Source organism: Shewanella sp. AS1, from assembly GCF_021412565.1.
In the GTDB taxonomy this organism is placed as follows: Bacteria; Pseudomonadota; Gammaproteobacteria; order Enterobacterales; family Shewanellaceae; genus Shewanella.
In genome coordinates this window covers 20,595-47,577 of record NZ_JAKCLJ010000010.1, presented here as the reverse complement: position 1 = coordinate 47,577, position 26,983 = coordinate 20,595, and the positions used below count along the sequence as shown (strand labels likewise).

The window sequence follows — 26,983 nt, the reverse complement described above, 5'->3', positions numbered from 1 at the left end:
TACTTTACTCAAAATGCGTAGGCCTGCTCACGAGGCGCTGTGTTATTTATTGTTGGCGTTTTCTTTTCGAGTACCGACAGTGCCTGATTGGCTAACGCAAGCGTATCTGCGACCTGCATATCTTCAGGCACCCTTTGTCCATCTGTGATGTAGCTGAGCGGTAATCCATTTTCGATTAACACACTCAATGCTGGCGCAAGTGCGACAGACTCATCTAATTTAGTTAAAATCGCCCCGGATAATGGGATGCGGGTGAATTGTTTAACCGTATCTTCCAGTACGCGTCTTTGACTCGTTGCAGACAGTACCAGATAACTGCGAATAGGTAATCTGCTATTTGCAGTCAAATCATCTAATTGCTTAAACAGTCGCATATCGCGCTGTCCCATACCTGCGGTATCGATTAAGACCAGTTTGCGGTTGCGAAGCTGATATAAAACCTGCTCCAACTCTTCAAAATCATTAGCTTGCTTAACAGGACATCCCATTATTTTGCCATAGGTAGCCAACTGCTCATAGGCTCCAATGCGATAATGGTCGGTTGTAATGAGCGCAACTTGATCTGAACCATGATAAGCGACAAATCGCGCCGCTAATTTGGCAATACTGGTGGTTTTTCCAACACCTGTGGGACCGACAAAGGCAACCACGCCGCCCTGACGCACTATGTCATCGCCCTGATTGTCCAGCAAATTGGCCAGACTCTGGGGCAATGTCTTAACCAGCTCGGCAGGCGAATACTGTTCGCTGAGCCCGGATAAACGGCTGGCGATTTCAGGCGAAAACTCCGCCTCAAGCAGACGACTCTCCAGCATGGCGCCGATAGGATCCAGACGCGACTTCTGATCTGTGATTAACGAGGTTAACTGATGGGTCAGCAGGTCGCGCAAGGACGAGAGCTCTTCACGCATCGAGTCCAGTTCGCTGCTTAGCTGAGGCGCTTTGTCGCGCTTGTTGATGCTGGGTGTCATAGACTCGACACTCGCAGGTCTGCTCCCAGATGATGCAGGCGATGCTGGTGACGATGCTGGAGCTTGGAGCCCTTTGGCCCATTCGGGCATCTCCAGCTCGTCGTTGCCACGACCTATCTGCTGGTTGATGCGATTTTGTTGACGCTCCAGTAGCGCCTGCAGCGAGTCGGCAGCTGGCGGCGCCGCTTTTTTTGACTCTGTTTTTATCGGCTCTTTCTTTACCGGCTTTTGCCCCAAGGAGACCTGTTCATCGGCCAGATCCAAAAAGTGAGTTACGCCGTTATTGCTTGTTGCTTGCTCCGGCTTTTTGGGCTCGTCATAGTCGATAGCCGCCACAATTTCGATGCCGCCTGTCACCTTTTTATTAGACATGATCACAGCATCATTGCCTAAGGTTTCTTTCACCTGGGCCAGTGCTGAGCGCATATCCTTGGCTAAAAAACGTTTAATTTTCAAACTAATACCCCTACTGACCCACTGCCGATACTATGCGGATCTGTTTTTCATCAGGCACTTCCTGATATGAGATCACCCGTAAACTTGGAATGGTATGCTTAACGAAACGCGACAGCGTCGAACGTAGCATGCCTGATGTCAACAAGATGGCGGGTTGACCGACCATCTCCTGACGCTGTGATGCTTCAATCAGTGACTTTTGCATCCTCTCGGCAAGGCTAGGTTCGATATTCGGCCCCTCACCTCCCGTTGCCTGCATAGACTGATGCAACATCTGTTCCAGTTCTGGCGCCAAAGTTATGACAGGGATTTCTGCCTCTGGACCGCTGATCTCCTGAACTATCATGCGCTTGAGCGCGATACGTACTGCAGCGGTCAAGACTTCGGTATCATTACTCTTGGGCCCATATTCCAGCAGAGTCTGGACTATGGTCTTAAGATCGCGAATAGACACGCCTTCGTTTAGCAGGTTCTGCATCACTTTCACCACAGTGCCAAGTGACATCACATCTGGAATAAAGCCTGCCACCAGCTTAGGCGAGTGTTTCTCCAGCATATCCATCAGCTGCTGCACCTCTTCATAACCCAGCAGCTTAGAGGCGTTATTGGTCAGGAGTTGGCTCAGGTGGGTCGCCACCACAGTCGCGGCGTCCACCACTGTATAACCTAAGGTCTGGGCATGTTCGCGCATCTCGGGCGCAATCCACACAGCTTCGAGCCCGAAGGCGGGGTCTTTGGTCTCTATGCCATCGAGCTTGCCATAGACCTGACCCGGGTTTATCGCCAGTTCACAGTCATGGCGGATCTCTGCCTCACCGGAGGAGACCCCCATCAGGGAGATGCGGTAGCTGTTGGGAGAGAGATCCAAGTTGTCGCGGATATGTACTGCGGGCACCAAAAACCCCAGCTCCTGAGATAACTTCTTACGCACCCCTTTAATACGGCTGAGCAGTTCACCGCCCTGGCCTTTATCCACCAGCGGAATGAGTCGATAGCCCACCTCAAGACCGATAGTGTCAACATGCTGCACATCGTCCCAGCTCAGCTCTTTTGGCTTAGCCTCTTCAGGTGTCACTGGGGAATGGGTCGCCGCTTCAAGGGCGCGCTGACGGTCTTTCTCTTTCTTATGGTGGATATAGTAAGCGCCACCGGCTGTGATAAGACCAAAGGTTAAGAAGGCAAAATGGGGCATGCCGGGGACTATGCCCATGATAAGCAGCACACCGGCAGCAATAGTGAGGGATTTAGGACTGCTGAACATCTGGGTCATCACCATCTGACCCATGTCGCCCGATTCGTTCTGTCTGGTCACCATCAGAGCAGCGGCGATAGAGAGCAAGAGCCCAGGAATTTGCGCCACTAAACCGTCACCTATGGTCAGCAGGGTATAGATCTCAACGGCCGAGGAAAAGCTCAAACCATGCTGCACCATGCCTATGACAAAACCGCCCAGGATATTAATAACCAAGATCATGATCCCGGCGATAGCATCCCCTTTCACAAATTTCGAGGCACCGTCCATCGCGCCATAAAAGTCGGCTTCACGGGTCACTTCGGCGCGCCGGGCTCTGGCTTGATCCTGATTGAGCACCCCGGCATTGAGATCGGCATCGATGGCCATCTGTTTACCCGGCATGGCATCTAAGGTAAAGCGAGCACTCACCTCTGAGATACGCCCAGCCCCCTTGGTCACCACGGCAAAGTTAATGATGATCAGGATTAAAAACACCACTAAACCGACGGCGTAGTTACCGCCAATCACCACAGAGCCGAAAGCTTCAATCACCTTACCGGCAGCGTCGCCGCCATTATGACCTTCGAGTAACACGATCCGGGTCGAGGCGACATTCAGTGCCAGCCGCAGCAGAGTCGCCACCAGTAGCACAGTCGGAAAAGCCGCAAAATCCAGGGGACGATCCGAGTAGATAGCGACCAAGAGCACCACTAAAGCCAGGGCAATATTGAAAGAGAACAGAATATCCAGCAGGAAGGCCGGCATAGGCAGCACTATCATGGCTAGCGCCGCCAGTACCAGAATAGGCGTGCCTATCCCTTTAAAACTGCCTGGTTTTATCTGCTTAAATTGACCTAAGCTTGCTTTTACATCCATCAATACACACGCCTGAACTTTGACATCTGCAGGCTCAAAAGCAAAAGCCAGGCCAACCTAGGAACACCAAGGTTTAGCTGATGATTTTTACAGCAAATTTGCAGTAAAACTTAATGTTTTAACTCGTCAGGAATGGGCTGATTAACAGGAATTGGCGTTGGGCGCTTACCACCCTTCTTCTGATATTGGCGCAGCTGGAACACATAAGCCAGCACCTGAGCCACGGCGGTAAACAGCCCTTCGGGGATCTCTTGTTCTATCTTGGTAGTATGATAAATCGCACGAGCAAGTGGCGGCGCCGAGACGATGGCGACATCGTGCTCTCGGGCTGTCTCACGGATCTTAAAGGCGACCTCATCCACCCCTTTTGCCACCACATAGGGGGCCGCCGCCTTAGTGACATCATATTTTACCGCTACGGCGTAATGTTCTGGGTTTACCACTATCACATCGGCGTTGGGCACTTCGCTCATCATGCGCCGCTGGGCCATCTCACGCTGCATCTGGCGCACCCTGCCTTTTACCTCGGGCTGCCCCTCGGTATCTTTATATTCATCCTTGATCTCCTGCTTGGTCATACGCAGCTGTTTGTTGTGGTTCCAGATCTGATAGGGCACATCGATAACGACTATCACCACAGTCGATGAGCAGAGAATAATGAACATCCAGATCAGGAGATCCAAGGCGTTATAGACATTACCCGGCAGATGCCCAGCCGACAGGGTTAAAATATCAGTAAAGTAGAAGCTCAGCAGCAGGTAGGCCATAATCGCCACCACAGAAAACTTGGCAATCCCCTTGGTCAGTTCCACCAGTGCCTGCACACCAAACATTCGCTTAAAACCACTCTTGGGGCTCATCTTGCTGGCCTTAGGCATAAAAGCCTTGGTGGAGAAGGCGATCCCCCCTATGACGATATTGCCAAGAAACGCCACCAGAGCCAAAAATCCCACCAGACTGAGGATCGGCAGCGCCAGCTCGCTAAGCACCAGCCACCACACATTGAGTAGCGAGTTGGTATCGAAAATGGCCGCCCTGTCCTGGGTGAACATTCGGGTCATCACATCGATAAGGGCGCGACCAATATCAGGACCGATAAGGGCAAATCCGATCGCCGATGACATAAGCACAGCCGAGGTACCCAGCTCTTTTGAGCGAGCCACCTGCCCCTTTTCACGCGCCTGTTCCTGTCGCCTGGGGGTGGCCTCTTCTGTCTTCTCCTGACTGCTCTCGTTTTCAGCCATTGGATGCTCCCATCGGCATTAAACCAAAACAGTCTCGACGACTGTCACACTTAACTGTCATCAGAAGCTCCCATCGGCACGACATTGCAACTGAGCTATGTCGCAGAGCAGCAATTGCGCCGAACGCCAGACCTCATCGAAATGGGCCATGATAGGGGTCAGGGTCAGCCAAAGAATGATCAGGCCACTGACCATGGTCACAGGAAAGCCGATGGCAAAGATGTTCAGCTGAGGTGCGGCGCGGGTCATCACCCCAAAGGAGAGGTTAATCAAGAGTAAAGCGACTATGGCAGAGATAGACATGGTCAGCGCGGCGCCAAACATATAGGCGCCCCATTCGGCCAGGGTGCGATAACTGGCAATCGCCAGCCCCTGACTGGACACAGGAATGGTCTCGAAACTCGCCACCAGCATGCGGATCAACACCAGATGGCCATCCACCGCCAAGAAGATCATAGTGGTCAGCAGCAGAAAGAAGTTACCCACCACAGGTGTTTGCTGGCCTGAGGCGGGGTCCACCATGGAGGCAAAACCTAAGCTGGTCTGCATACCAATTATCTGCCCCGTCAGCACGAAGGTTTGCATGACAAGCAAAGTGACAAAGCCCATGGCGGCCCCTATCACCACCTGCTGAGCCGTCACAAACACGGCGGCAAAAGAGAAGAGCTCAGTATCAGTATTGACAGGCAGTACGGGAGCGATGGCGACAGTGATGGCAACCGACAGCAGCAGGCGCACCCGGGTCGGTGTGGTGGTGGCGCCAAACACCGCCATCACCATCAGCATGCTAGAGACGCGAAACAGCGGCCACAGGTAGGCCGAGAGCGTCTGCATCAGGGTCGACATCAGGATCTCCATCTGGCTTTAGCCTGCCTTTAGCCTACGACCGAGGGGATCAAATTTACCATCTCCATGAAAAACTCCATCATGGTCTGCACCAACAGATGCCCTAAAAACATCAAGGCCAGCAAGGTAGTCAACAGGCGTGGCAGAAAGCTTAAGGTCTGCTCGTTAATCGAGGTCGCCGCCTGAAATACTGCCACGATAAGGCCGACCACCAGACCGGGCACGATTATCATAGACACTATAGTGACTATGACTGTCAGGGCATTACGGAAAATATCGACTAGGGCTTCGGGAGACATAGGCTAACTCCCGAAACTGTTAGCCAGGGTGCCCATGACCAGAGTCCAGCCATCCACCAGCACGAACAACATGATCTTAAAGGGAAGCGAGACAATCATGGGCGAGAGCATCATCATACCCATGGCCATCAGGATACTGGCGATCACCAAATCCAGCACCAGAAATGGCACAAACAGCATAAAACCTATCTGAAACGCGGTTTTCAGCTCGCTGGTGATAAAGGCGGGAATAAGCACTTGCATAGGCGCCGCCTCGGGGGAGGGAATATTGTCATAGCCAGCGATATCGATAAAGGTTTGCAGATCCGTGATCCGCGTCTGAGCCAGCATAAATGCCTTTAACGGCTCCTTCCCCACCTCATAGGCCTGCTCTATGGTCAAGCCATCATTCATATAGGGCTGGACCGCGCTATCGTAGATCTTGGTGAACACAGGCGACATGATGAAGAAGGTCATAAACATACTCAGACCAATCAACACCTGATTCGAGGGTGTCTGCTGCAGACCTATGGCCTGACGCAGAATCGACAACACCACGATAATACGGGTAAAGGAGGTGAGCATGATCACCATGGCTGGCAGGAAACTCAACGCCGTCATCAGCAGCAAGATCTGCATGGTGACCGAATACTGGGTTTCGCCATCCGGACCTGTGGTGACTGTGACCGCAGGTAAGATCCCATCTTGCGCCCAGGCAAGCTCTGGCAGCATGGTACAGAAGATCAAGCCAATTAAGGCGAATGGAATGTTTATCTTCATGATTTATTTTTCGTCGCCGCGCAAAGCTTCGGCTCTATCTTCTGAAGGATTCAGGGTGGGCTCGATTTGGGTTCGAGTATTTCTTTCCGGTTGAGAATAGGCCTGTTGAGGCGCTGCCTGTTGAGAACGGGCCTGCTGCAACCGGCTGGCAAAGGCACTGGATTCCACATTAACCGGGATATCTAGCTTATCGATCAGATTTACCTGCTGCGCGGTCACCCCAAGCAGATACTGCTGATCGCCCACTTGCGCCAGCACCAGTTTCTCCTTCTGTCCAAGGGGAGTCACAGCTAATGTTTTCAGCACGCTGTGATTGTTCTGCACTAGCTTTAGCCGTTTTAGCAGATAGGCCAGCAGGAAGATCAGCGCCAGGACGACAATCAAGCCGCCCAGCATATTGGACATAGTGCTCAACGCCGAACCTTGTTCGGCCGCAGTTTGTAGCTGTGCCGTTGAACCCTGTGTCGTTAAGCTCTGAGTCGTTGAGCTCTGAGTGAGTGTGTCACTGCTCAAGCTGGCCGTTGCCGGTGCCGTTGCTAGTGATATCAAGGCTGAAATCGCCATCAATAAGGCTCCCTATTTCAGCTTCTTGATCCGTTCGGTCTGGCTGATCACATCCGTCAGACGAATACCAAACTTATCGTTAACCACGACCACTTCACCGTGGGCAATCAGAGTGCCATTGACCATCACATCCAAAGGTTCACCGGCCACCCTGTCCAGCTCTACCACAGAGCCCTGGTTGAGTTGCAGCAGGTTACGAATATTGATAAAGCTGCGCCCTACTTCCATAGAGATGGTCACAGGAATATCCATGATAGTGTCAAGCTTGGCCGCCTCATCAGCGCTTAAGGGCGTTGAACTGTCTTTAAGTTCATCCAGCTCGACCGCGTGGGCCTCTTCTAACGCCTGTTCGGCCATGGCCGCAGCCCAATCATCACCTAAATCTTCTGTGCTCATCGTTTTACCTTTCACACTCAATTAAATTAAATATTGCTAAATTCGCGGGCCTTGCCCTTGCGGCGTACTAATTGCAACTCGGTTTTCACCGTTTCGGGTCTGGGGATCTTCTCCCGCACATTCAGCGCCAGGTTATCGCCGCTGCGACCCAATTTACATCTGTAGGTGGGCAGATCTTCCACCCTCAGCACTATGTGCTCTGGCATCTCCACCGGAATAATATCCCCAGCCTTTAATGCCATTACCTCTTTTAGAGAAACCTGTTTTTCCACCACAGTCACATCTAGGCCAACCTCGACATCCATGATCTCATCCCTCAGAGCCTGAGACCAACGCATGTCGGTATCCTGTGTGTCGCTCTGCACACCAGCGTCGAGCAGTTCACGAATGGGCTCAATCATGGAGTAAGGCAGTGTGATATGGAAATCCCCGCCGCCGCCATCAACTTCGATATGGAAAGAGCAGACCACCACCACCTCAGTGGGGCTGACTATGTTGGCCATGGCTGGGTTCACCTCAGAGTCGATATAGTCAAACTCGACATCCATCACGGGTGACCAGGCTTCTTTGTAATCTTCAAAAATGATCTTCAGCAGCAGCTGTATAATGCGACGCTCAGTTGGGGTAAATTCACGGCCTTCAATTTTGGCGTGAAAGCGTCCGTCACCCCCGAAGAAGTTGTCCACCAAGATAAACACCAAGCGGGCTTCCATGGTGATCAGTGCCGTGCCTTTTAACGGACTAAAACGCACCATATTCAGGCTGGTTGGCACAAACAGGGTATGGACATATTCGCCAAACTTAAGCATCTGCACGCCGTTGATCGACACCTCGGCGCTGCGGCGCATCATGTTAAACATGCTAATTCGCAGATGACGGGCGAAACGCTCATTGACAATTTCCAGCGTCGGCATGCGTCCACGGACGATACGATCCTGAGAAGAGAAATCATAGGCGCGCGCATCTAAGCTGCTACCTATCTCTTCCTCTTCAACATCATCGACGCCATGCAGCAGCGCATCAATTTCGTCTTGGCTTAATAGATCACTCACAATATCGCCCTATCTGCTAAATAATGAGATGCCATCATTGCATCACAAATCCGGTAAATAACACTTTCTCAACCACTCTTCTGCCAGTCACAGACTGCAGCGTATTTTGCACGCTCAGCAGAGCCAAATGCCTTAGCTCATCCTTGCCCGCCAAAGAGCTTAACGCCTGAACATTCGCGCCACTAAAGGTGGTTAACAGGCTATCTTCGATAAGCGGAATATGCTTTTTAATCAGCACATCATCATCGCTTCCGCGCACCATTAACTGCACCCGTATCTCCACTAATCGCGAGCGATCGGCGCCAGGCAGGTTAAACAGAAAGGGTCTTGGCATTCCCACATAGAAGGCTTCGCGGCTATCATTGACCTTAGCGTCTTGCGCCTGGGTAGCTGCTCGAGCCGCTTTACGCTCATCTGCATCATTTCCCAAAAAGAACCATAGACCGACAGCGATGCAAGAAAGCACGGCAAATGCGATACCGATAAAGATGATTAAGACTTTGCGGCTCTTTGCCACCTTGGTTTCTTCTAATAATAATGCGGGTTCTACTGCCATATCTCTTTCCTATCATGACTCGTGCTCATGATGATGCGCAATTCTGTTTTCAGAGCCTGTTTTCAAGGCCTATTTTCAGGCTATGTTTCAGCCCTAAGCCAAAGTGCCCCATAGGGTACCTGCTTATGCGTAATAATCTATACCCGAGCGGTAACTTGTTGCCTGATCCGACATAATTAAAGGCTCTTCTGCCGATATTTCATCCAGCTCTCTGTCACCAAGCCCAGCTAAGGTGTTTGTACCAGCCTCATCGCCGTTGGCGTTTGCCTCTCCGTGACCGCCATGGGATACATGACTGTCACTCAGTTGCAATCCCTGCTCACTTAACATCTCCCGCAATCTGGGCATGGCCTGCTCAACCAAGTCCCGGGTCTGATGTTGAGTCACATGAAACTGCACCTGAGTCTGATCTCCCTGTACCTGAATGCGTACCATCATCTGCCCAAGCTCGGGCGGGTCGAGCCGGATCTCAGCATGCTGCACCCCTTGATTCACCATGGTGATCAGCTGCTGGCGCATCACAGGAGAGAACTTGTGGATCATCTCCTGCATCTGTAGCGCCGCTTCCCCCTGAGGCTTTAACGACAACTGATATTGTGCTGGCGCCTCGTTACGGATAAGGGTCAAACCGCCGACACTTTGGCCCGCTTTATGGGTGTTATCCCCAAGCTCAGCGCCAGATTCACCGCCACGGAGTTCAGCTACATTGTTTAGCGCCACACTCAGTCTGGCATCGCTGAGATTAACCTTTTGCTGCAGCTCGGCCTTATTGAGCTGGGTATCCAGGTTAGCGTTAGAGGCTATCTTGTGACTAACACCAGTCTGTTCATCGCCTGGCTGACCATCGCCTCTCTGTATATTGCCTGACTGACCATTGCCAGCCTGGGACACCATCTTTTGCAGCCCTGACTTGTCCAGTGCTATCTTGTCCTGCACTATTTTTTCATGAGAGTTAGCCCCATCGACTAACTGAGATGCTGCCGCTTTTTCGATACTGCCTCTGTCGCTCTTGCTCGTCATCGGATGCTGATTTAACCAGGCCTCGGCAAGCTGAATTAAGTTAACCAGCTCATCGGTTACCTCACCTGTTTGAGTCAGATTGTCAGCATCACTAAAAAACGCCCCGGCTTCACTTAACAGCGCCTCAAGCATCTCTGCTGGCAAGGCATTCAGCTGCTCAGTTTGCAATCCAGAGAGGTTAACCAAGGAGTCAATCTCTTCGGGTGTTAATTGGGCTAATAGGCTGTGAGAAGAGGCGTGTTTACTATTTAGTTCGGCATGGACTAGCTCGAAATGGACTAGCTCGGCATTGACTTGGTCCACATGAGCTTGGTCGGCCTGGGCTTGGTCGAGATGAGCTTGGTTGGAGTGAGCTAGCTCGTCATTAAGCGGCAACTCCTCGCCGCCTGCGGCAAACTCCTGTTTATCACCTTGCTGTTCCTGATGTAACTGATTGGCGAAGTTGATTTGTTGCAGCACATAAGCGACTTCCTGTTCGCTCTTTGCCTGTTCGCCCTCAATCTGAGCATTATCGTTAGTAAGAAGGCGAGTATTGACCTCTGAGTCCTGCTCGATAGCGGGCTTTTCAGATGACCCATTTTGATTTGCAGCTGGCTTATCCGCTGAAGATAACTTATCCGCTGAAGATAGCTGTGCCAAGGCAGAGGAAAACGCCGAGCCGTTAGAAGCCCCTGTTTCCTTTGCGCTCAGTTCAGAACCCCCCTTTTGATGGGCTCCCATTTTCACCTTATCGCTGCCTGTTTCCATGACAGGTAACAACACTGAATTCATTTGCGCCATACTTCTCCCGACACAAAACAAGGCCATGGCAGGCGTTGTCAGCGTCAATTATTCGCTGTCTCATTGAGATAATCTTGTTTACAGCAAATAAAATGCCAAGTATGAACAAACTGACTATGAACAAATCATGCAACCAGATGAGATTGTTTGCCAGAAGAGAAAAATGATGGACAAAGCGATGATGGACTTTAACCAAGGCAGGAAAAATTAAGATAGATTTATCCTGCCTTGAATACAGCGACAAACAGATTCAAATATGACTGAATATTAGGGCGTGTTTATCTTTGCTGTTTAATTTTTGTTCGAGACAAAAGTATTTTAATCGCGGCATGAGCTATGGCGCCTAGTCATCTAAGCAAATCAGCTCATAACAAAGAGTAAAATGCTTTTAACCGAACCCGCAGGGCAGCGTTTGTTGTCATTTCTACGGCGTTAGCACTTTTTCATGTGGAATAACCACACATCAAAAGTGCTTGCTTGTATAAATTTCCAACAAACTGCTGCAAAAACAAACTTGAAAGATAAACACGCCCTACTTGTATTACCCTATTTCGGATGTTTAGTGTTCGTTGCATTTACCGATATGAACTCGCCATCAAAATAGGAGAACACCAGAGTAAGAGTGACATACTCGGTAAGGGTTTCAAATGTAGATGAACGTGTTTCGGAGCAACCGCCCGTCTGACAAGGCGCAGGAGGGACATCTGCATATTTCATTTCCTGAGTCACAGGATCGATTGTTATCGCTTCTCTGTTTTCTTGTGCTACTGTTTGATGAGCCTCATCCGCAGCATGTGTGATTGTGAAAAGTGAACTGAAAGCAAGCCCTACCATGGCAGTCAATATTAGATTAGTTAGCTTCATATAAATCCCTTATGAGTTTATTAAAATTCGATTAATCCATTAAATTACAAAATGTAACCCATTAAAGATATCCAATTCCTTTTACATGTCAATCTTGTGCGTCAGTGACGAGACAGCCACACCTTAACGCCCTGGCTTTCTAAAAAACTGCTGCATGGCAAACTCATCGATCAGCTTTTGTTCCTGCTTCATCTCGCGTAACTGACGCTTATGCGCCTTCTTCTCCAGCAAGAGTTCAACCGCTTTACGCTTTTGCTGCTTATCTTGCCAACGCTTCTGAGCGATGTGACGCTGCTTATCTGTCTCGGTCACGGCAAAATGCTGTTTGGTGATGGCTTCATCAATCTGGCGGATAAACTGGTGAAACTGATGATAATTGCTGGCGCTGATCACCTGTCCCTGTTTTTGCTCCATCTGCTTCATATAGTCAAGACGATACTGCTGCAGGGCATTGAGCTGATCTTGACACTTCTGATAGGTCAGCTGCGCCGATCTAAGCTGCAAGGATGCCTGCTCTTCGGCGTCGAGGGTGAGTTTTAACACTGTATCTAAGGGATCGCTTTTCGCCATTTTCCCGGCATTCTCCACTACTAACTTAAACGCCAGTTATCCAAAACTAGCATCAATCATGACACTGGGCGCTGAGCTGCCCTAGCATCAGTGCGCTGGAATCGAAACTCACCGACTCTTTGGTAGTTTGGCGCAGGAAGGCACTCATGGCAGGTTGCAGGCGGATGGCATTATCGATGCGCGGATCGCTGCCCTGACTGTAAGCTCCAATGGAGATAAGATCTTTATTCTGCTGATACAAGGCGTACATCTGTTTCACCCGACGGCTCGCCTCAAGATGTGCAGGGGAAATCACCATAGGTGCCACACGGCTGATGGAAGCTTCGATATCGATCGCCGGATAATGGCCACTGTCGGCCAGCGAGCGGGACAAAACGATGTGACCATCTAAAATCGCTCGCGCCGCATCGGCGATGGGGTCTTGCAAATCGTCCCCTTCGGTGAGCACAGTATAAAATGCGGTGATCGAACCCTGGCCCGCACCACCATTACCGGCCCTTTCCACCAGCTTAGGCAGCTTGGCAAACACTGAGGGCGGATACCCCTTGGTCGCTGGCGGCTCACCGACGGCAAGGGCAATCTCCCGCTGAGCCTGGGCATAACGGGTAAGACTGTCCATCAGCAACAGGACGTTATAGCCAAGATCGCGAAAATATTCGGCGATTCGGGTCGAGGTTTCACAGGCGCGAAGGCGCATCAGGGGTGAAGTATCGGCTGGTGCTGCCACTACTACAGAGCGAGCGCGCCCCTGTTCACCTAAAATCTCCTCGATAAACTCTTTTACCTCGCGGCCACGCTCACCCACCAGGCCCACCACGATAATGTCGGCGGTCGTGCCGCGGGTCATCATCCCTAGCAGTACACTCTTACCCACGCCCGAACCGGCAAACAGTCCCATACGCTGCCCTTTACCTACTGTCAGCATGGAGTTTATTGCCCGCACCCCGACATCCAACGGCTCGCTGATCGCCCGCCGCGCCAGAGGGTTGAGCATGGCACTGTGGCGCGATGCCTTTTGTTCCGTATTCAGGTGCCCCAAACCATCCAGGGGCACACCATTACCATCGAGTACTCGGCCCAGAAGTCCCAGCCCCACATTGATCCCCGCCTGCTCTCCCAGCGGCGTCACTTTGGCGCCGGGCATTACCCCTTTTAGCTCTTCGATGGGCATCAAATAAAGGAGTTTGTCATCGAACCCCACCACCTCGGCGATCAGTTCTCCGGCCATGGTCTCTATGCTGCAGAGGCTACCCACGGGAGCACGACATCCGGTGGCTTCCAGGGTCAAGCCCACCACACGCACCAACTGTCCACTGGCATCGGCAACAAAAGCGGAAGTTTGCTTGATATGACGTTTAAATTTACTCAGCAGCTGCTGTTGACGGCTCTGCATTATGCTGACCTGTTTGCTGGTTTTTTTGCTGGTTTATTGTGTGAGTTTCTGGTTGCGCTTCTTGTTGAAATGGCAGGTCGTTTTCACTCTCGTCCGCTATTTCGGCATCGAGCTGCGCCGCTTGTTCTGCGGCCTCCTGCTCAGCCCTTTGCTGTCGCTGGCGCGCGGTTTCTTGCTGAGCGGCGATCTCTTTCTGCCTCAGCTGTTCAAGCTGGGCATCGGTTTGTCTCAGCCCGGCAAACACAGTATTGATTCTATGCTCCAGGGCCATATCCACAGTGCTGCGATGGTTAGTCACAAGACACTCGCCCCGTTGCAGACTGGGGTCGACTTCAAGTTGCCAGTGGTTTCTCTCTAACTGCGCGCTGCCATAAAGCTGTTCGACAAGCGCCCTATCCTCAGGATGCAGACGCACATTGGCGCCCAGCTCCTTCAGCGGCAAGGCATCTATGCCCTGACGCAGGGCGGTAAGAATATGTTCAGGATGGGTTGTTAGCTCATGACCTATGACCGCCTTGGCCAGTGTCATGGCGAGCGTCACCAGGCTCTGCTCTATCTCTATGTCCACCAGCGCGAGAGGCTCGGTCAGTTGCTGCATCAGGTGTTCAAACTGTTCGACCTGCTGCTTGGCATCATTCAGTCCCTGTTGCAGCCCTTGCTCAAGCCCCTGAGAAAACCCTTCATTATGCCCCTGCTCTAAGCCAGTTAGGCGCCCTTTTTCCAAGCCGTCCTGATAGCCCTGCTGATGTCCCTGTTCACGCCCTTCTGCCTCAGCTTCGGCACGTATGGTTTCTATCTCTTCGAGCGTGGGCGGCAAGATGGCCTCTTCGACCTCTTGCGGTGCACGTTTTGGCGACATGCGGCCAAAGATGTTTTCCTTAGGCGCCTGCTCGACTATGGTCATATCCGGCAGCTGCCAGTGACTAAAATCCTTCTCAGCCCTTCCTAGATTTTGGGCTTCATTTTGCTTTGTCATTAGAGGAACTCTTCTCCGGCGCCGCCGCCAAGGATAATTTCACCGGCATCGCTCAGACGTCTGGCAATTGATAAGATCTCTTTTTGTGCCAGTTCCACTTCACTTATCCTGATGGGTCCCATGGCTTCCAAGTCATCCCTTAACAACTCGGCCGCACGTTTGGACATGTTACGCAGGATTTTCTCTTTCAGCTGATCATCGGCGCCTTTCATCGCCTTCATCAGCACATCCTGCTGCACTTCACGCAGCAGGGTCTGCATCCCTATATCGTCAACATCGACCAGGTTCTCAAACACGAACATCAGATCCTGGATCTGTTGTGCCATCTCCTCATCGGCATCACGCAGCGTCTCCATCAAATGACTCTCCACTGCTGTGTCCAGATAGTTCATTATGTTCGCCGCCGCTTTCAGGCCGCCCATCTTGGCAGCCTGGGAGCCCCCTTGACCGGCAAACTGTTTCTCCATGATATCGTTCAGTTCCTGCAGGGCCGCAGGTTGCACCTCTTCGAGGTTAGCGATACGCATCATCAAGTCTAAACGGGTGTTTTCCGGTGCCTGGGCGAAGATCTCTGCCGCCTGATCTGGCTCTAAATAGGAGAGTACAATCGTCTGAATTTGCGGATGTTCGTTTTGAATGATAGAGGCCACCTGTCTGGCGTCCATCCATTTCAAGGAATCGAGTCCCTTAGCACCGCTACCCAGCACTATCTGCTCGATAAGGTTACCCGCCTTATCTTCGCCCAGCGCAGCGGTCAGCGCCTTGCGTACAAACTCTTCACTGTTAAAACCTATGGCCGAATATTTCTGCACCTCTTCGAGGAACAGCTTGTGTACGCCAATGACCTTGTTTTGGCCAAAATCTTTCATGGCCGCCATCGCCATCCCCACCTTCTGCACTTGCTTAGGCTCCAGGTGTTTAAGGATTGAGGCGGCATCGGACTCACTGAGACTCAGTAACAAGATGGCAGTCTTGTCGATACCCGACATCTCTCTAACATTGAAATCCCGAGACTCGCCCACGGCATCGATATTCGTTCTATCGTTCATTTTCTTGTAACCAACCTTTGACCACTTGGGTTGAGAGTTCCGGCTCATTAGCCACTAAGGCACGGATAGCCTTGATCATATCATCGTCTTTGTGCAGATCTGGGATCAATATTGAACCATCATCGTTATAACTGTATTCGCTATTGGGCCTGTTAAGCATGCCTAAGGTGTCTGTGGCAAATTGATCTTCAATATCGGCAAGTTCATCTCCCAGTGAGGGCACTTCGGGCATGCTAGTGCTTTCGGGATTGATAAGACGTTTCAGCATGGGACGCACTACAAAAAGGATCAATGCCAGAATAATGATGCCGCCTAACACTAACTTCACCGCGCGCCAGAACCAAGGCTCTTGCCACATCTCAAGTGGTGGTGCTGATTCGATAAGCTGATCCATAAATGGGACACTCACCACCTCAATCACATCGCCGCGCTGGGTGTTGAATCCCACGGCGCCTTCCAGTAGACGGCGAATATTCGACAGTTCCTGCTCGGTGCGCTCCACCCGGGTAACCTGACCATTCTCGCCGATTGCACCAGTTTTAAAGTCAACCGCAACTGAGACACTCACACGCTGGATCACGCCAATCTGCTGACGGGTATGGCTGATGGTGGTATCCAGCTCAAAATTGCGGGTTTCCTCTTTATGGCTTGAGCCGGGCACTGTGGATGTCCCCTGGGTCTCGGACACGTTTTGAGGGATATTCGACTCCATCGGCGGCTGATTACTCAAGGCGCCGGGAATGCCGCCCGTCGTGCCGCCATTGGAGAGATTTTCCACCTTCATCTCGCTGCGCACGGCATTCTGATCAGGATTAAAACGCTTGGCGGTTTGCTCAACGGCGGTGAAATCCATGTTGACATCCACCTGAGCGGTAAAGTTTTCCGGCCCAAGTACAGGCATTAAGATCGCATCTATCTTGTTGCGATACTCGGCCTCTTTTTGCTGTACCAGCTCAAGCTCGCGGCGGGCGCGAGATGAGGTGGCATCCTGACTGCCGGAGTTAAGCAAACGGCCACTGGCATCTGTCACTGTGACCCGAGAAGGCTCTAGGCCATGTACCGCCGAGGCCACGATATCGACTATGGAGTCGACCTCCTCCTGGCTCAGTCCGGCGCGGCGGGTACTCACCACTACAGTCGCGCTGGGGTTAGAACGGCTGCGGGCAAACACATTCTCTTTGGGAATCGCCAAAATCACCTTGGCACGACTCACGCTATTCAGTTCTTCTATAGTGCGCGCCAGATTCTGCTCCTGACTGTGTTTCAGACGCGCCTGCTCCATGCGCTGACTCACGCCAAAACCACTGTCCTGTGCCAGATAATCGCTCTCACTCGCCTTAGTGTCTAAGCCTGAGCGGCTGAGCATCATCTTTACCTCTTGATATTGATCTTCAGCCACCTTGACCACATCAACATCAATCTGATACTTCACCTTGTTCTTATCCAGCACATCCAGAACCTGCACCATCTCCTGGGTACTCATCTTACCTAGGGGGCGATATTCAGGTTCCTGAGCCCACAGCATCACAAATACGGCTAACGCCAGACAGATGGCCAATGCCAGGATCATAGTCACCTGACGCAGCATCTCGACGTTACCGAACATGCCATCGCTGGACTTACGCTCTTCCTGGATCCCGCTGGTCTGAGTATTCACTGTCCCGGTGGAATTGCTTCCCACCACCATCTCTGTGCTCACTATCGCTACCTACCGCTTATTATTGTTTCTATTGATAAGAGAAGTTGTTGATGCCCTAGACCGGCATGCTCATGATCTCTTTATAGGCTTCCACCAGCTTATTACGCACCTGCACTGTGGCCTCGAAAGCCACGCTGGCTTTTTCACGGGCGATCACTGTATCTGAAAGGGAAACACGGGTATCGCCCATGTCCAATCGGCTCTGAAGTTGAGAAGAGTTAGCCTGCAAGGCATTCACACTGCCAACGGCCTGAGATAAAAGCTGACCAAAATCGCTGCCACTGGTATTGGCGATCTGTTGAGTCATGCTGGGAGCTATGGTGCCCGGCTTAATCTCGGCTGACAGCGATTGCATCTCTTGTAGTAATGAATTGGCGCCTATCTGCATACTAACCTCTGTGTCGTCGTGAAATTGACGATAAAACCCTGTTAGCCAAGACACTGCAAAATATTTGCCAACAATAGAAAAGCGCGGGAGATGGTTAAGGAAGAAAATAAAAATAAAAGGTGAAAGCTAAAGTTAACAAACAAAAACACGGGAATGATCCCGTGTTTCTACCTAATACTAAATGCGGCTATTCAGATTTTCGAATTAGGCGGGGATCTGAATACCGGCGTCACGCATACGCGCCATCTTATAACGCAGGGTGCGGGCGCTTATTCCAAGCTTCTCAGCCACCAGCTTACGACTGCCGTTACACTGAGACAAGGTTTCTAAGATGATCACATGCTCCTGCGCCTTTAACTCATCCCCCAGGCCATCGAGCCCGGCCTCTTTACTGCTGGCATCGAAATCCGGTTCGGGAAAGCTCACTACATCCTGATTATCGATAATAATATCGCCCGCACCTATAGTGTCGCCACAGTGCAAGATTAAGGCGCGTTGAATCACATTATCCAGCTCACGCACATTACCCGGCCACCTGTGAGTCAACAATCTGCGACTAGCCGCCTCATCCAGCTTAGGCGGTAAAGCAAGGCCAGATTGCTTGGCATGACGCTGCACCAGGTGACGCGCCAGAGGCAAAATATCGGCGGGGCGCTGAGCCAGCGCCGGCCAAGTTAAGGGAAACACATTGATGCGATAGTAGAGATCTTCCCTAAACTCCCCCTTGGCCACAGTGGCTTTAAGGTCCCGGTTAGAGGTCGCCAGCACGCGCACATCGAGCTTAATGGTCTTACGGCCACCAAGACGCTCGACTTCGCGCTCTTGCAGCACCCGCAGTAGCTTGGCCTGCAGTCCTAATTCCATCTCTGAGATCTCATCGAGCAGCAGAGTGCCGCCCTGAGCCTGCTCAAACTTACCCGGACAGGCCTGATAGGCTCCGGTAAAGGCCCCTTTCTCGTAGCCAAACAGGGTGGCTTCCAACATATTTTCTGGGATCGCGGCGCAGTTAATCGCCACAAATGGCGCGTCCACTCTGGGACTGTGCTGATGAATATAACGCGCCAGCACCTCTTTGCCCGAGCCGCTCGGCCCCATTATCATCACAGAGGCATCTGAGTTGGCCACCTTCTGCGCCAGATCCAACAGCGCCAGACTCTTTTCGTCGGCCACCACGGGCTGGTTTTCAACCAGCGCAGGCTTTAAGTAACGAGACACCTGATTGAGTAACACCTCAGGTGCAAAAGGTTTCGCCAGATAATCCACCGCGCCGAGCTTAATGGCGTTAACCGCATTATCTATGGTGGCAAAGGCTGTCATCAAGAGCAGCGGGATCTGGCTGTTATTCTGTTGCAGAAAGTTAAGCAGCCCAAGACCGCCTATCCCTTCCATCTGTACGTCACTGATCACCATATCGAAGCGTTGTGACTTAAGGGCGATGATCGCCTCCTCTGCCGAGCCCACATCGACACACTGATATTGGGCTAACATCAGGGTATCGACCAAAGCTTCTCTCAGGGCGTTGTCATCTTCCACCAACAAGATGCTGACATCAGCCATAGTGACGTTCCTCCAAGGATTCTGCTGCGACCGGCTGCTGTTTTAATGCCGGTAACTGAAACGATGCGCGGCAGCCCTTGCCTTGTTCACAATCGAGGGTTAAACGACCTTGGTGATTCCCTACCACAGTCTGTACGACGGCCAGCCCAAGTCCAGTGCCCTGTGCCTTAGTCGTAAAAAAGGGTTCCAGTGCCTGTTGCTGCATCGACTTGTCCAGGCCTTTACCGTTATCGACCACTTCAAAGTGGATCTGTTTGTCTTTATCCAGCGCCCGCAGCCAGACTTGGCTTGCCCCCGCCTCGATACTGTTGATCACTAAGTTATTTATCGCCGAACTAAGCGCAGATTTGTTCGCCTGAAAGGTTAACTGAGATTGAATATCCAGCTGCAGTTGACACTGTTTACGCTCGGCAATAGGCTCACAATTGGCGACCACCGCCTCGATAACCTCTTCCATGCTTGTGACATCGGTTAACTCCTGCTGACGTCCTTTGGCCATCAGCAACATGTCATCCACCTGCTGAGAAAGTTCATTAAGCCGGTCGATAAGCTTACCCTGAAAACGGGCGCGAGAGAGTTGATCCAGTTTGGGACTGGCGAGATTAGACGCATAGAGCAGCGCAGCCGACAAGGGCGTTCGGACCTGATGCGCCAGACTGGCCACCATCTTTCCCAGAGCCGAGAGGCGTTGCAGATGGGAAATATTCTTTTGCAATAGACGGGTTTCAGTCAGGTCGGTCAAGACTATCAATTGCCCTGGCTCTGGGGTGAGCGGCGTGATGGCCAGCTTCACACGGCGACCATTTTTCAGTGAGACCTCATGGCCATCATCATCTTTTGGCGAGAAGGCGCGGTTGATGATCTGCAGCCATTTCATTCCCATTAAAGGGGCACCCAGTAGCTGCACTGCCACAGGATTAGCCTCTGTGACTATCCCATCCCCATTGATGATCACCACACCCGAAGGCATGGCCTGAAGTATATGCTCCATAGTGCTGGATCGCGTGTCATTGGCGACCACACTCGGCGCCGGACTCCCTGGCTGAGCATCATTGGAAAGATCGATTTTAGGGCTAGCGGTCATTACCACTCCGTCAAAAAATTGCAGCTGTCGGATTTTATGCAGGTTTAATGCAGATTTTATGCCAATAAAAGATCATCTAAAACAACGGCTAACACAAGCTGCATTCCATCCGTCTTTTGACTTATAAATGTAGGCGTTTTTACGAAAAAATCGAATAAGCAGGCTAAAAAATGCGTATCTTGAATAACTTAACCTAAAAAACCTAGACAGAGCCGTGCTAGCACAGCCTAAACAGCAAATGAATGTGCAAATGAATGTGCAAATGAATTTGAAAGTGACAGTAAAAGGAAAAAGTGGCAAGGAAAACTGAAAGCAAAAACCAGAAAGCTAAAGTAGAAAAGATAAAGCAGAAAAGAGAAAGGCCCTATAACTGGGCCTTTATCTAAGCTCGAGGATCTAAGCTAGTGTATCTAAGCATTGGCAACCAGAGTCTTAATCCTACTCTTTGCTCATACCGTATTTACGCATCTTCTCCACTAAGGTAGTACGGCGGATCCCAAGCATCTCTGCAGCCCGTGCCACTACGTTATCCTGCTGATCCAGCGCCTGCCTTATCATATCGATTTCAAGCTCGGCCAGAAGATCTTTGAGGTTCACCCCTTCAGGCGGCAGCTCGCTTGGGAATCGGGTCTCTGGAATATCGACCTCTATATCGTCACTAAAGATAGACGCTAAGGCATCACGCTCCAGCTCCTCTTCGCTCATCTGGATCTGGTATTCGGGTACATCGATATGACGATACTTGATTGGCAAGTCGTTCACATCCACCAATCCGCCCGGATAGAGAATGGTCAGACGCTCTACAAGATTGGAGAGTTCACGCACGTTACCTGACCAGGCGTGCTCCTTTAATGATTCAATAGCGCGTTGTGTAAAACGCACCTTTCCACGTCCCTCGTTATAGACACGGCTGACCAACTCCTGCAAGAGCAAGGGAATATCATCTTTGCGCTCACTTAGAGATGGCATTTCAATGGGAAATACATTCAGGCGATAGAAGAGATCTTCGCGGAACTCACCATCAGCAATCATCTGCTCCAGATCGCGGTGAGTCGCGGCAACTACGCGCACATTCGCGCTGATGGGCTTACTGCCACCGACGCGTTCAAATACCCGCTCCTGTAGCACACGCAGCAACTTTACCTGCATCTGCAGTGGCATATCGCCAATCTCATCGAGGAACAGGGTGCCGCCTTCGGCCAATTCAAAGCGTCCCTTACGGGCACTGATGGCTCCGGTAAACGAACCTTTTTCATGGCCGAAAAGTTCACTCTCTAACAGTTCTGGCGGAATGGCACCACAGTTAACCGGAATAAAGGGGGCGTCACGGCGATCGGAAATATAGTGAACATTACGCGCCACCACCTCTTTACCCGTCCCCGATGGGCCCAAAACCAAGACTGTAGCGTCAGAAGAGGCAACCTGATTGATAAGATGGCGCACATTGGCAATCCCCTCACTGCGTCCGACCAGGCTTCGAAACAATTTGGTTTGATTACCGCTGGTTGGCACATCTGGCCGCTTGCACTGCATGAAAACCTGACAAAAATGCAGAAGTTCAGTCAGTTGAGGATAACTAAGCGGCTCTTCGATACATCCCAGAAGATTAGAGGCTGTGAAATTGGCAGCTTGTCCTAGCAGCAGGATAGGCTGCCAGGGTAATGCTGAAGCAACGGACTGTAATAACTCTGTTGAGTGCCCATCGTTGATAATCACAACAGCTCGATAGCGTGTTTTCAATACGCGCTCTTCGAGTTTATCAATAACAAGTAGTTCTACCTGTTCACCCAAAAACTCAAAAATACACGATAAGCGATTGACCCGTTCGGACTGATTACCGACCAGAAGAATTCGTTGATCTGTTTGCATCATTTAAGAAAGCCATGAAGCGAAGCGCTTTGTATTCATTCGCATTAATTATTAGTGTTCGTTGCTTAAAAAACGGGGATAGCAATCCCACCCACTACAGATAAAAAAACCTTAAGCCAGAATAGTGTATTATCAGCATCACATTAGCAAGTGCCAGATTCACTTTCTGGCTGTCTCATCCAGTTTTCGCGCAAATAATCTGCATTGAATAAGTCAAACGCCAATGCATTGACGTTTGACAAAAAAGCAACGAAACAGATCAAGCTAAAGCCGCCTGTGAAGCGATATGGTGCTCGCTCTGAGGAATAGCATCCCACCCCTCTTTAATGGTTTTTAAAATGGCGACAACATCATCGATTGCTTGAGGATCGTTGTTAATATTGGCCTGTGACATACGATTTAACATGTAATCATATAGTTGGGTCAGGTTGTTCGCCACGTCCCCCTCGGTATCCATATTTAAGCTGGCATTTAATCCCGCCACTATGCCTATGGCTTTACCCAGTAGTTCACCACGTAAGGGGACATTGCCCTGTTCGATGGCACACTTGGCCTGCGCCAATCGCTCTAATGCACCGGCAAGCAGCATCTGGATCACTCTATGGGGAGAGGCTACGGCTAAATCACTTTCAACAGACACTTTACGATATGATTGCATTGAACCACGCATATTTAATCCTACCTATTTGATTCTATTGCTTTATAAGCGTTTATTTGGCGATTGGTATTCTGCTGACCTTGTAACAAAGACTGACACTCATCCATGACTTTCCTTGCTTGCGCGATAAAGGTTTGGCTCAGTTGATACTGCTCAGATAAAAAGTCAGCATCCAGATCCCTTCCCTCATCGATTAAGGTCTGTAAATACGTTTCACGTTGATCTATATGGGTTAGCAATTCTGATACCAAAACAGAAAAATCTTCGCTACCTGGCGAAGATATAGACATTTTTTGCATTACTAACGCTATCTTGTGATTAATATCGCGTATTTGTTGACTGATATCCTTCAATTCACTCTCCGACTGCTGCAGATTTCTTTTCTGCCTGCCAAAATTTCGACCCTGCTGCTGGTTATTCAGATTGGGGAATTGCTACAGCAAGGCTCAATCTATTTAGACTTGCCGCCAAACCCTGGCAGACTATCCAGGCTACCCAGCAACATGCTTGACTGGCTATTAAGATTGCCGATTATGGCGTCCATGGCATTAAACTGGGCATAGAGGCGGTCACTATAGGCCTGCATCCTGGCATCCAGTTGTTCCCGACTGGTGGCGATTCTATCGAGCTGCTGATCTAGGGTCTCATCACGGCTGTCGATGACTCCGCCAGTTTGCACATAAACATCGACCAGATTACCCAACTTCACCGCAAGGCCTGTGTCTTCATTTGAAAACATCTCAGTCAATGCCGCCTGATTATTCTCAATTGATTCAGTCAGTTTGGTGGAATCTATCTCAAGCAAGCCTTCCCTTGTGGTTGTTACACCAAAGGTCGCCAACATCTGGCTGCCCTCGGAAGTATCGAAACTGCCCGATAGCATGCCGCGTAGCTGACTCTGGATACTGCGGGGTAAACTATCACCTTGCAAAATACCCGCCGCCTTGGTATCGGCGTTATAGCCGGTGAGATCTTTGATTGTGCCCATGAGGCTATTGTAGGACTCAACAAAACCCTCAATCGCGGTCTTGGTTTTGTCGCTGTCCTGACTCACAGTGATGGTAGTGGTTTTATTGATATCGGCATCTTTAAGACTTAAAGAGACGCCGGTTATCGCCTCCTCTATCTCATTAGACTGAGACTCCACTTTCACACCGTCAATATAGGCGATGGCATTTTTCGCCGCCGTCAGTTCAGTCATGGTAAAGGTATCGGACAAACCTGTACCCGCGCCGCTATCTGTCGCCGTTACCGAGATAAGATTATCTTCACCGGTTTTTTTAGAGCCCAACACCAGTTGTGGCCCAGCCGCACCATTGACTATGGTCGCAGTCACATCGCTGTTATCCTCGGCATCGTTGATTTTCTCCATGATGTCGCTGAGAGAGTCGGTATCCGATACCTGAATATCAAAAGCGCTGCCCGAGCCCACGGCGATAGAGAGCGTGCCCTCGCCAATGGGCGATCTGCTATCGGCCACGACTGCAGAGCCAACTTTCTGACTCTGAGCAAGCTGCTCAACTTTAACCTGATAGCTACCGCTAACCGCAGTTTTATCTACAGTGGCACTCAGATAGTCTTTAGTTGAAGTGGTCACTTTCTGGCTACCGAAGGTCTCGGCTTCTGTCAGGGTTTTCAGCTTGTCATAAAACTCAGACATGGCACTTTTTAATGCCCCTATGCCGGAAATTTTTGCATTGATCTTGCCTTCATTCACATCAAAGCGCGCTATTTTTCCTGCGCTTTCGGCATTCACCATAGCGGTAACAATACCGCCAATATCGATACCCGATGAAATACCTACAGATGTAATTGTGCCCATAACAACCTCAACTCTCTCATTTTCAGCGCCAAACAACCAAAAGGTTAAACCTCAGTTTTTAGCAACAAGCCTGTGACTTCATTTAATTTTTTAGCAATTTCCAGCGCTTCTTCATTGGGGATCTGCCGGATCAACTCCCCTGTGGTGACATCAATCACTTTCACCACTTGCTCGCCCGAATCCTCATCCACATTGAAAGCTAATCCCTTCTGGATAAGGTTCATATTATCGGCAATGTTGTCCATCGCCTCCTGCAGCGCTTTCACATCAAACGTTGCAGTTTGTTGGCGCTTTTGCGCCTCAGTCAGCGATGACTCAGACTCAATTTTATTGCCTATCTGCCCATTATTCTCCTGTGGAATGTTGGCAATATTTTTCTCGGTTAACGTCGATACTCCATCCCTACTCGACATCGAAGCCGCGCTATTTGCGATATTCACATCCATGACACACCTCTGCAAATTCAACCAAAAATAAAAGCAATATACATACCAGACTCAAGGAATAATCAGCTTGTGTAGCTGATTTCTTTAGCCTGATTAATTAACTGCCTAATAAACAGACAAACGATTAAAACAACAAAGGGAGAATCGTTGCCGACTCTCCCTATCAATACCACTCACTTTTGCTGAAATGTCCTGTTATAGAAGAGACAGCGCAGTTTGTGGGATTTGGTTAGCTTGTGCCAACATAGCCGATGAGGTTTGCGACAGGATCTGCTGCTTAGTCAGCTCGGCAGTTTCCTTAGCAAAGTCCACATCCTGAATACGGCTACGGGCGTCAGTCACGTTAGACTGAATGTTGTTCAGGTTGTTGATGGTGAAGTTCATACGGTTCTGCACCGCGCCTAAGTCTGCACGATTGCTGTCAATCATACCAATTGCGCCATCAATAGCAGCCAATGCACTTTGTGCGCCTGACGCTGTTGAGATATCGATTGCCTCGATAGTCGCTAGACCAGTATCATCACCGCCTAAAGTTAGAGCTGCTGCTGCAGTCATACCAGCACCACCATCGTCAGTCAAAGTCATAGATAGGCTAGCACCATTAGTTGCCGCTCCCCCGAAAGTGATACCTGTACCATCTGAGGTTGCAGTAATCCCTGTACTAACAGAAGCGCCTGCTAATGCAGTATTGATGGCTGCCGCCATTTCATCAGCAGTGGTCACTCCTGTAATATCAACGGCTAATGTTTCTGCACTGCCACCCGCAGGGGTAAAACTGAAACTAACAGCACCACTTCCGGTGCCACCAGTAGTAATGCTAGTAATCTCCGCAGCAGCGATCCCCCCAGCCACTGATTGAGCCGATGCACCCAATTGATCAGCACTCACGTCAGATAAAGTCAGAGAAATAGTTTCATTGGCATTTGAGCCCACTTGGAACGACTGGGTACCATAAGAACCATCAAGCAGTTTCTGACCACCGAAAGAGGTCGTTTCAGCAATACGAGTCAGTTCGCTTTGTAGTGAGCTAATCTCTTTTTGCATTGCAGCACGGTCATCTGCAGAGTTAGAACCGTTAGCCGATTGCAAAGACAGATCACGCATACGCTGCAGAATGTTAGTGGATTCTTGCATAGCACCTTCGGCAGTTTGTGCAATCGAGATACCGTCGTTAGCGTTACGTGCCGCAATACCTAAACCATTAATTTGACTGGTTAGACGGTTAGAGATCTGCAGACCCGCTGCATCGTCTTTCGCGCTGTTAATACGCAGACCAGAAGAGAGACGCTCCATCGAAGTCTTCAGACTGTTACCGGCACCATTTAAGTTGTTTTGTGCCTTCATCGATGTGACGTTAGTGTTTACTGAAATAGCCATAATTTATTGCCCTCAACCTAACTTTAATAGTGCCTGTCCATTCAGTCAGGCGGAATTTATTTTCTACAAACACTGTAACGGCAAGGCAAAATGGAACTTTAGAAAAAATTATAAAAAATGGGCAAAAAATTGACTCTCACGCGAACAAACAAAATTTAATCAAATAAAAACAACAGAT

The 26,983-nt window shown here is 50.4% G+C and carries 25 protein-coding genes and 1 pseudogene; all 26 read right to left on the bottom strand.

Going from position 1 to position 26,983, the window contains the following annotated elements; all coding sequences use genetic code 11:
* Positions 1–8: 8 nt before the first annotated feature.
* Positions 9–1,427, bottom strand: a complete 1,419-nt coding sequence (gene flhF, locus LZP69_RS12755) for a flagellar biosynthesis protein FlhF (protein WP_234201043.1) — start codon at positions 1,425–1,427, stop codon at positions 9–11.
* Positions 1,428–1,437: 10 nt separating this feature from the next.
* The gene (gene flhA / locus LZP69_RS12750; protein ID WP_234201042.1) at positions 1,438–3,537 is read right to left on the bottom strand and encodes a flagellar biosynthesis protein FlhA; all 2,100 of its coding nucleotides are present in this window, start codon (positions 3,535–3,537) and stop codon (positions 1,438–1,440) included.
* A gap of 110 nt (positions 3,538–3,647) precedes the next feature.
* Positions 3,648–4,781 (bottom strand): flagellar biosynthesis protein FlhB, encoded by a 1,134-nt coding sequence (flhB, locus tag LZP69_RS12745; protein ID WP_234201041.1) that lies wholly within the window; start codon positions 4,779–4,781, stop codon positions 3,648–3,650.
* A 60-nt stretch (positions 4,782–4,841) separates the two neighbouring features.
* Complete coding sequence (fliR, locus tag LZP69_RS12740) at positions 4,842–5,639, bottom strand: flagellar biosynthetic protein FliR (RefSeq protein WP_234201040.1); 798 nt, start codon at positions 5,637–5,639, stop codon at positions 4,842–4,844.
* Positions 5,640–5,656: 17 nt separating this feature from the next.
* On the bottom strand, positions 5,657–5,926 hold the full coding sequence (gene fliQ / locus LZP69_RS12735; RefSeq protein WP_234201039.1) for a flagellar biosynthesis protein FliQ: 270 nt from the start codon (positions 5,924–5,926) through the stop codon (positions 5,657–5,659).
* A gap of 3 nt (positions 5,927–5,929) precedes the next feature.
* A complete protein-coding gene (fliP, locus tag LZP69_RS12730) occupies positions 5,930–6,637 on the bottom strand; it encodes a flagellar type III secretion system pore protein FliP (protein ID WP_326490268.1) in 708 nt (235 codons plus the stop codon).
* 165 nt (positions 6,638–6,802) lie between these two features.
* Positions 6,803–7,249 (bottom strand): annotated as a pseudogene (gene fliO, locus LZP69_RS12725) (flagellar biosynthetic protein FliO); the annotation flags it as partial.
* Positions 7,250–7,261: 12 nt separating this feature from the next.
* Positions 7,262–7,645: a flagellar motor switch protein FliN gene (fliN, locus tag LZP69_RS12720; protein ID WP_234201037.1), complete on the bottom strand. Its 384-nt coding sequence runs from the start codon at positions 7,643–7,645 to the stop codon at positions 7,262–7,264.
* A gap of 26 nt (positions 7,646–7,671) precedes the next feature.
* Positions 7,672–8,697 (bottom strand): flagellar motor switch protein FliM, encoded by a 1,026-nt coding sequence (gene fliM, locus LZP69_RS12715; RefSeq protein WP_234201036.1) that lies wholly within the window; start codon positions 8,695–8,697, stop codon positions 7,672–7,674.
* Positions 8,698–8,731: 34 nt separating this feature from the next.
* Positions 8,732–9,253, bottom strand: coding sequence for a flagellar basal body-associated protein FliL (gene fliL, locus LZP69_RS12710; RefSeq protein ID WP_234201035.1), 522 nt, complete (start codon positions 9,251–9,253; stop codon positions 8,732–8,734).
* Between the two features lie 123 nt (positions 9,254–9,376).
* Positions 9,377–11,053, bottom strand: coding sequence for a flagellar hook-length control protein FliK (locus tag LZP69_RS12705; protein WP_234201034.1), 1,677 nt, complete (start codon positions 11,051–11,053; stop codon positions 9,377–9,379).
* A 546-nt stretch (positions 11,054–11,599) separates the two neighbouring features.
* Entirely contained in the window at positions 11,600–11,917 is a 318-nt protein-coding gene (locus tag LZP69_RS12700) for a hypothetical protein (protein WP_234201033.1), read from the bottom strand.
* Between the two features lie 123 nt (positions 11,918–12,040).
* Entirely contained in the window at positions 12,041–12,487 is a 447-nt protein-coding gene (gene fliJ / locus LZP69_RS12695) for a flagellar export protein FliJ (protein ID WP_234201032.1), read from the bottom strand.
* A gap of 52 nt (positions 12,488–12,539) precedes the next feature.
* Positions 12,540–13,880, bottom strand: coding sequence for a flagellar protein export ATPase FliI (gene fliI / locus LZP69_RS12690; protein ID WP_234201031.1), 1,341 nt, complete (start codon positions 13,878–13,880; stop codon positions 12,540–12,542).
* Positions 13,849–14,856 carry a flagellar assembly protein FliH gene (fliH, locus tag LZP69_RS12685; protein ID WP_234201030.1) on the bottom strand — a complete coding sequence of 336 codons (1,008 nt, stop codon included), beginning with the start codon at positions 14,854–14,856 and terminating at the stop codon, positions 13,849–13,851. Before fliH ends, fliI begins: the two co-directional genes overlap by 32 nt.
* Positions 14,856–15,845 carry a flagellar motor switch protein FliG gene (gene fliG / locus LZP69_RS12680; protein WP_442800685.1) on the bottom strand — a complete coding sequence of 330 codons (990 nt, stop codon included), beginning with the start codon at positions 15,843–15,845 and terminating at the stop codon, positions 14,856–14,858. Before fliG ends, fliH begins: the two co-directional genes overlap by 1 nt.
* Before the next feature lie 49 nt (positions 15,846–15,894).
* Positions 15,895–17,592 carry a flagellar basal-body MS-ring/collar protein FliF gene (gene fliF / locus LZP69_RS12675; RefSeq protein WP_234201148.1) on the bottom strand — a complete coding sequence of 566 codons (1,698 nt, stop codon included), beginning with the start codon at positions 17,590–17,592 and terminating at the stop codon, positions 15,895–15,897.
* 67 nt (positions 17,593–17,659) lie between these two features.
* Positions 17,660–17,992 (bottom strand): flagellar hook-basal body complex protein FliE, encoded by a 333-nt coding sequence (gene fliE, locus LZP69_RS12670; RefSeq protein WP_234201028.1) that lies wholly within the window; start codon positions 17,990–17,992, stop codon positions 17,660–17,662.
* Positions 17,993–18,196: 204 nt separating this feature from the next.
* On the bottom strand, positions 18,197–19,549 hold the full coding sequence (locus LZP69_RS12665) for a sigma-54-dependent transcriptional regulator (protein WP_234201027.1): 1,353 nt from the start codon (positions 19,547–19,549) through the stop codon (positions 18,197–18,199).
* On the bottom strand, positions 19,542–20,633 hold the full coding sequence (locus LZP69_RS12660) for a sensor histidine kinase (RefSeq protein WP_234201026.1): 1,092 nt from the start codon (positions 20,631–20,633) through the stop codon (positions 19,542–19,544). Before LZP69_RS12660 ends, LZP69_RS12665 begins: the two co-directional genes overlap by 8 nt.
* A gap of 438 nt (positions 20,634–21,071) precedes the next feature.
* The gene (locus LZP69_RS12655) at positions 21,072–22,505 is read right to left on the bottom strand and encodes a sigma-54 dependent transcriptional regulator (protein ID WP_326490266.1); all 1,434 of its coding nucleotides are present in this window, start codon (positions 22,503–22,505) and stop codon (positions 21,072–21,074) included.
* Positions 22,506–22,761: 256 nt separating this feature from the next.
* Positions 22,762–23,172, bottom strand: a complete 411-nt coding sequence (gene fliS, locus LZP69_RS12650) for a flagellar export chaperone FliS (RefSeq protein WP_234201025.1) — start codon at positions 23,170–23,172, stop codon at positions 22,762–22,764.
* A gap of 8 nt (positions 23,173–23,180) precedes the next feature.
* On the bottom strand, positions 23,181–23,513 hold the full coding sequence (locus LZP69_RS12645; RefSeq protein WP_234201024.1) for a hypothetical protein: 333 nt from the start codon (positions 23,511–23,513) through the stop codon (positions 23,181–23,183).
* Between the two features lie 98 nt (positions 23,514–23,611).
* Positions 23,612–24,982 (bottom strand): flagellar filament capping protein FliD, encoded by a 1,371-nt coding sequence (fliD, locus tag LZP69_RS12640; RefSeq protein WP_234201021.1) that lies wholly within the window; start codon positions 24,980–24,982, stop codon positions 23,612–23,614.
* A 44-nt stretch (positions 24,983–25,026) separates the two neighbouring features.
* Positions 25,027–25,395: a flagellar protein FlaG gene (locus LZP69_RS12635; protein WP_234201020.1), complete on the bottom strand. Its 369-nt coding sequence runs from the start codon at positions 25,393–25,395 to the stop codon at positions 25,027–25,029.
* A 228-nt stretch (positions 25,396–25,623) separates the two neighbouring features.
* Positions 25,624–26,805 (bottom strand): flagellin, encoded by a 1,182-nt coding sequence (locus LZP69_RS12630; RefSeq protein WP_234201018.1) that lies wholly within the window; start codon positions 26,803–26,805, stop codon positions 25,624–25,626.
* Positions 26,806–26,983: the final 178 nt, after the last annotated feature.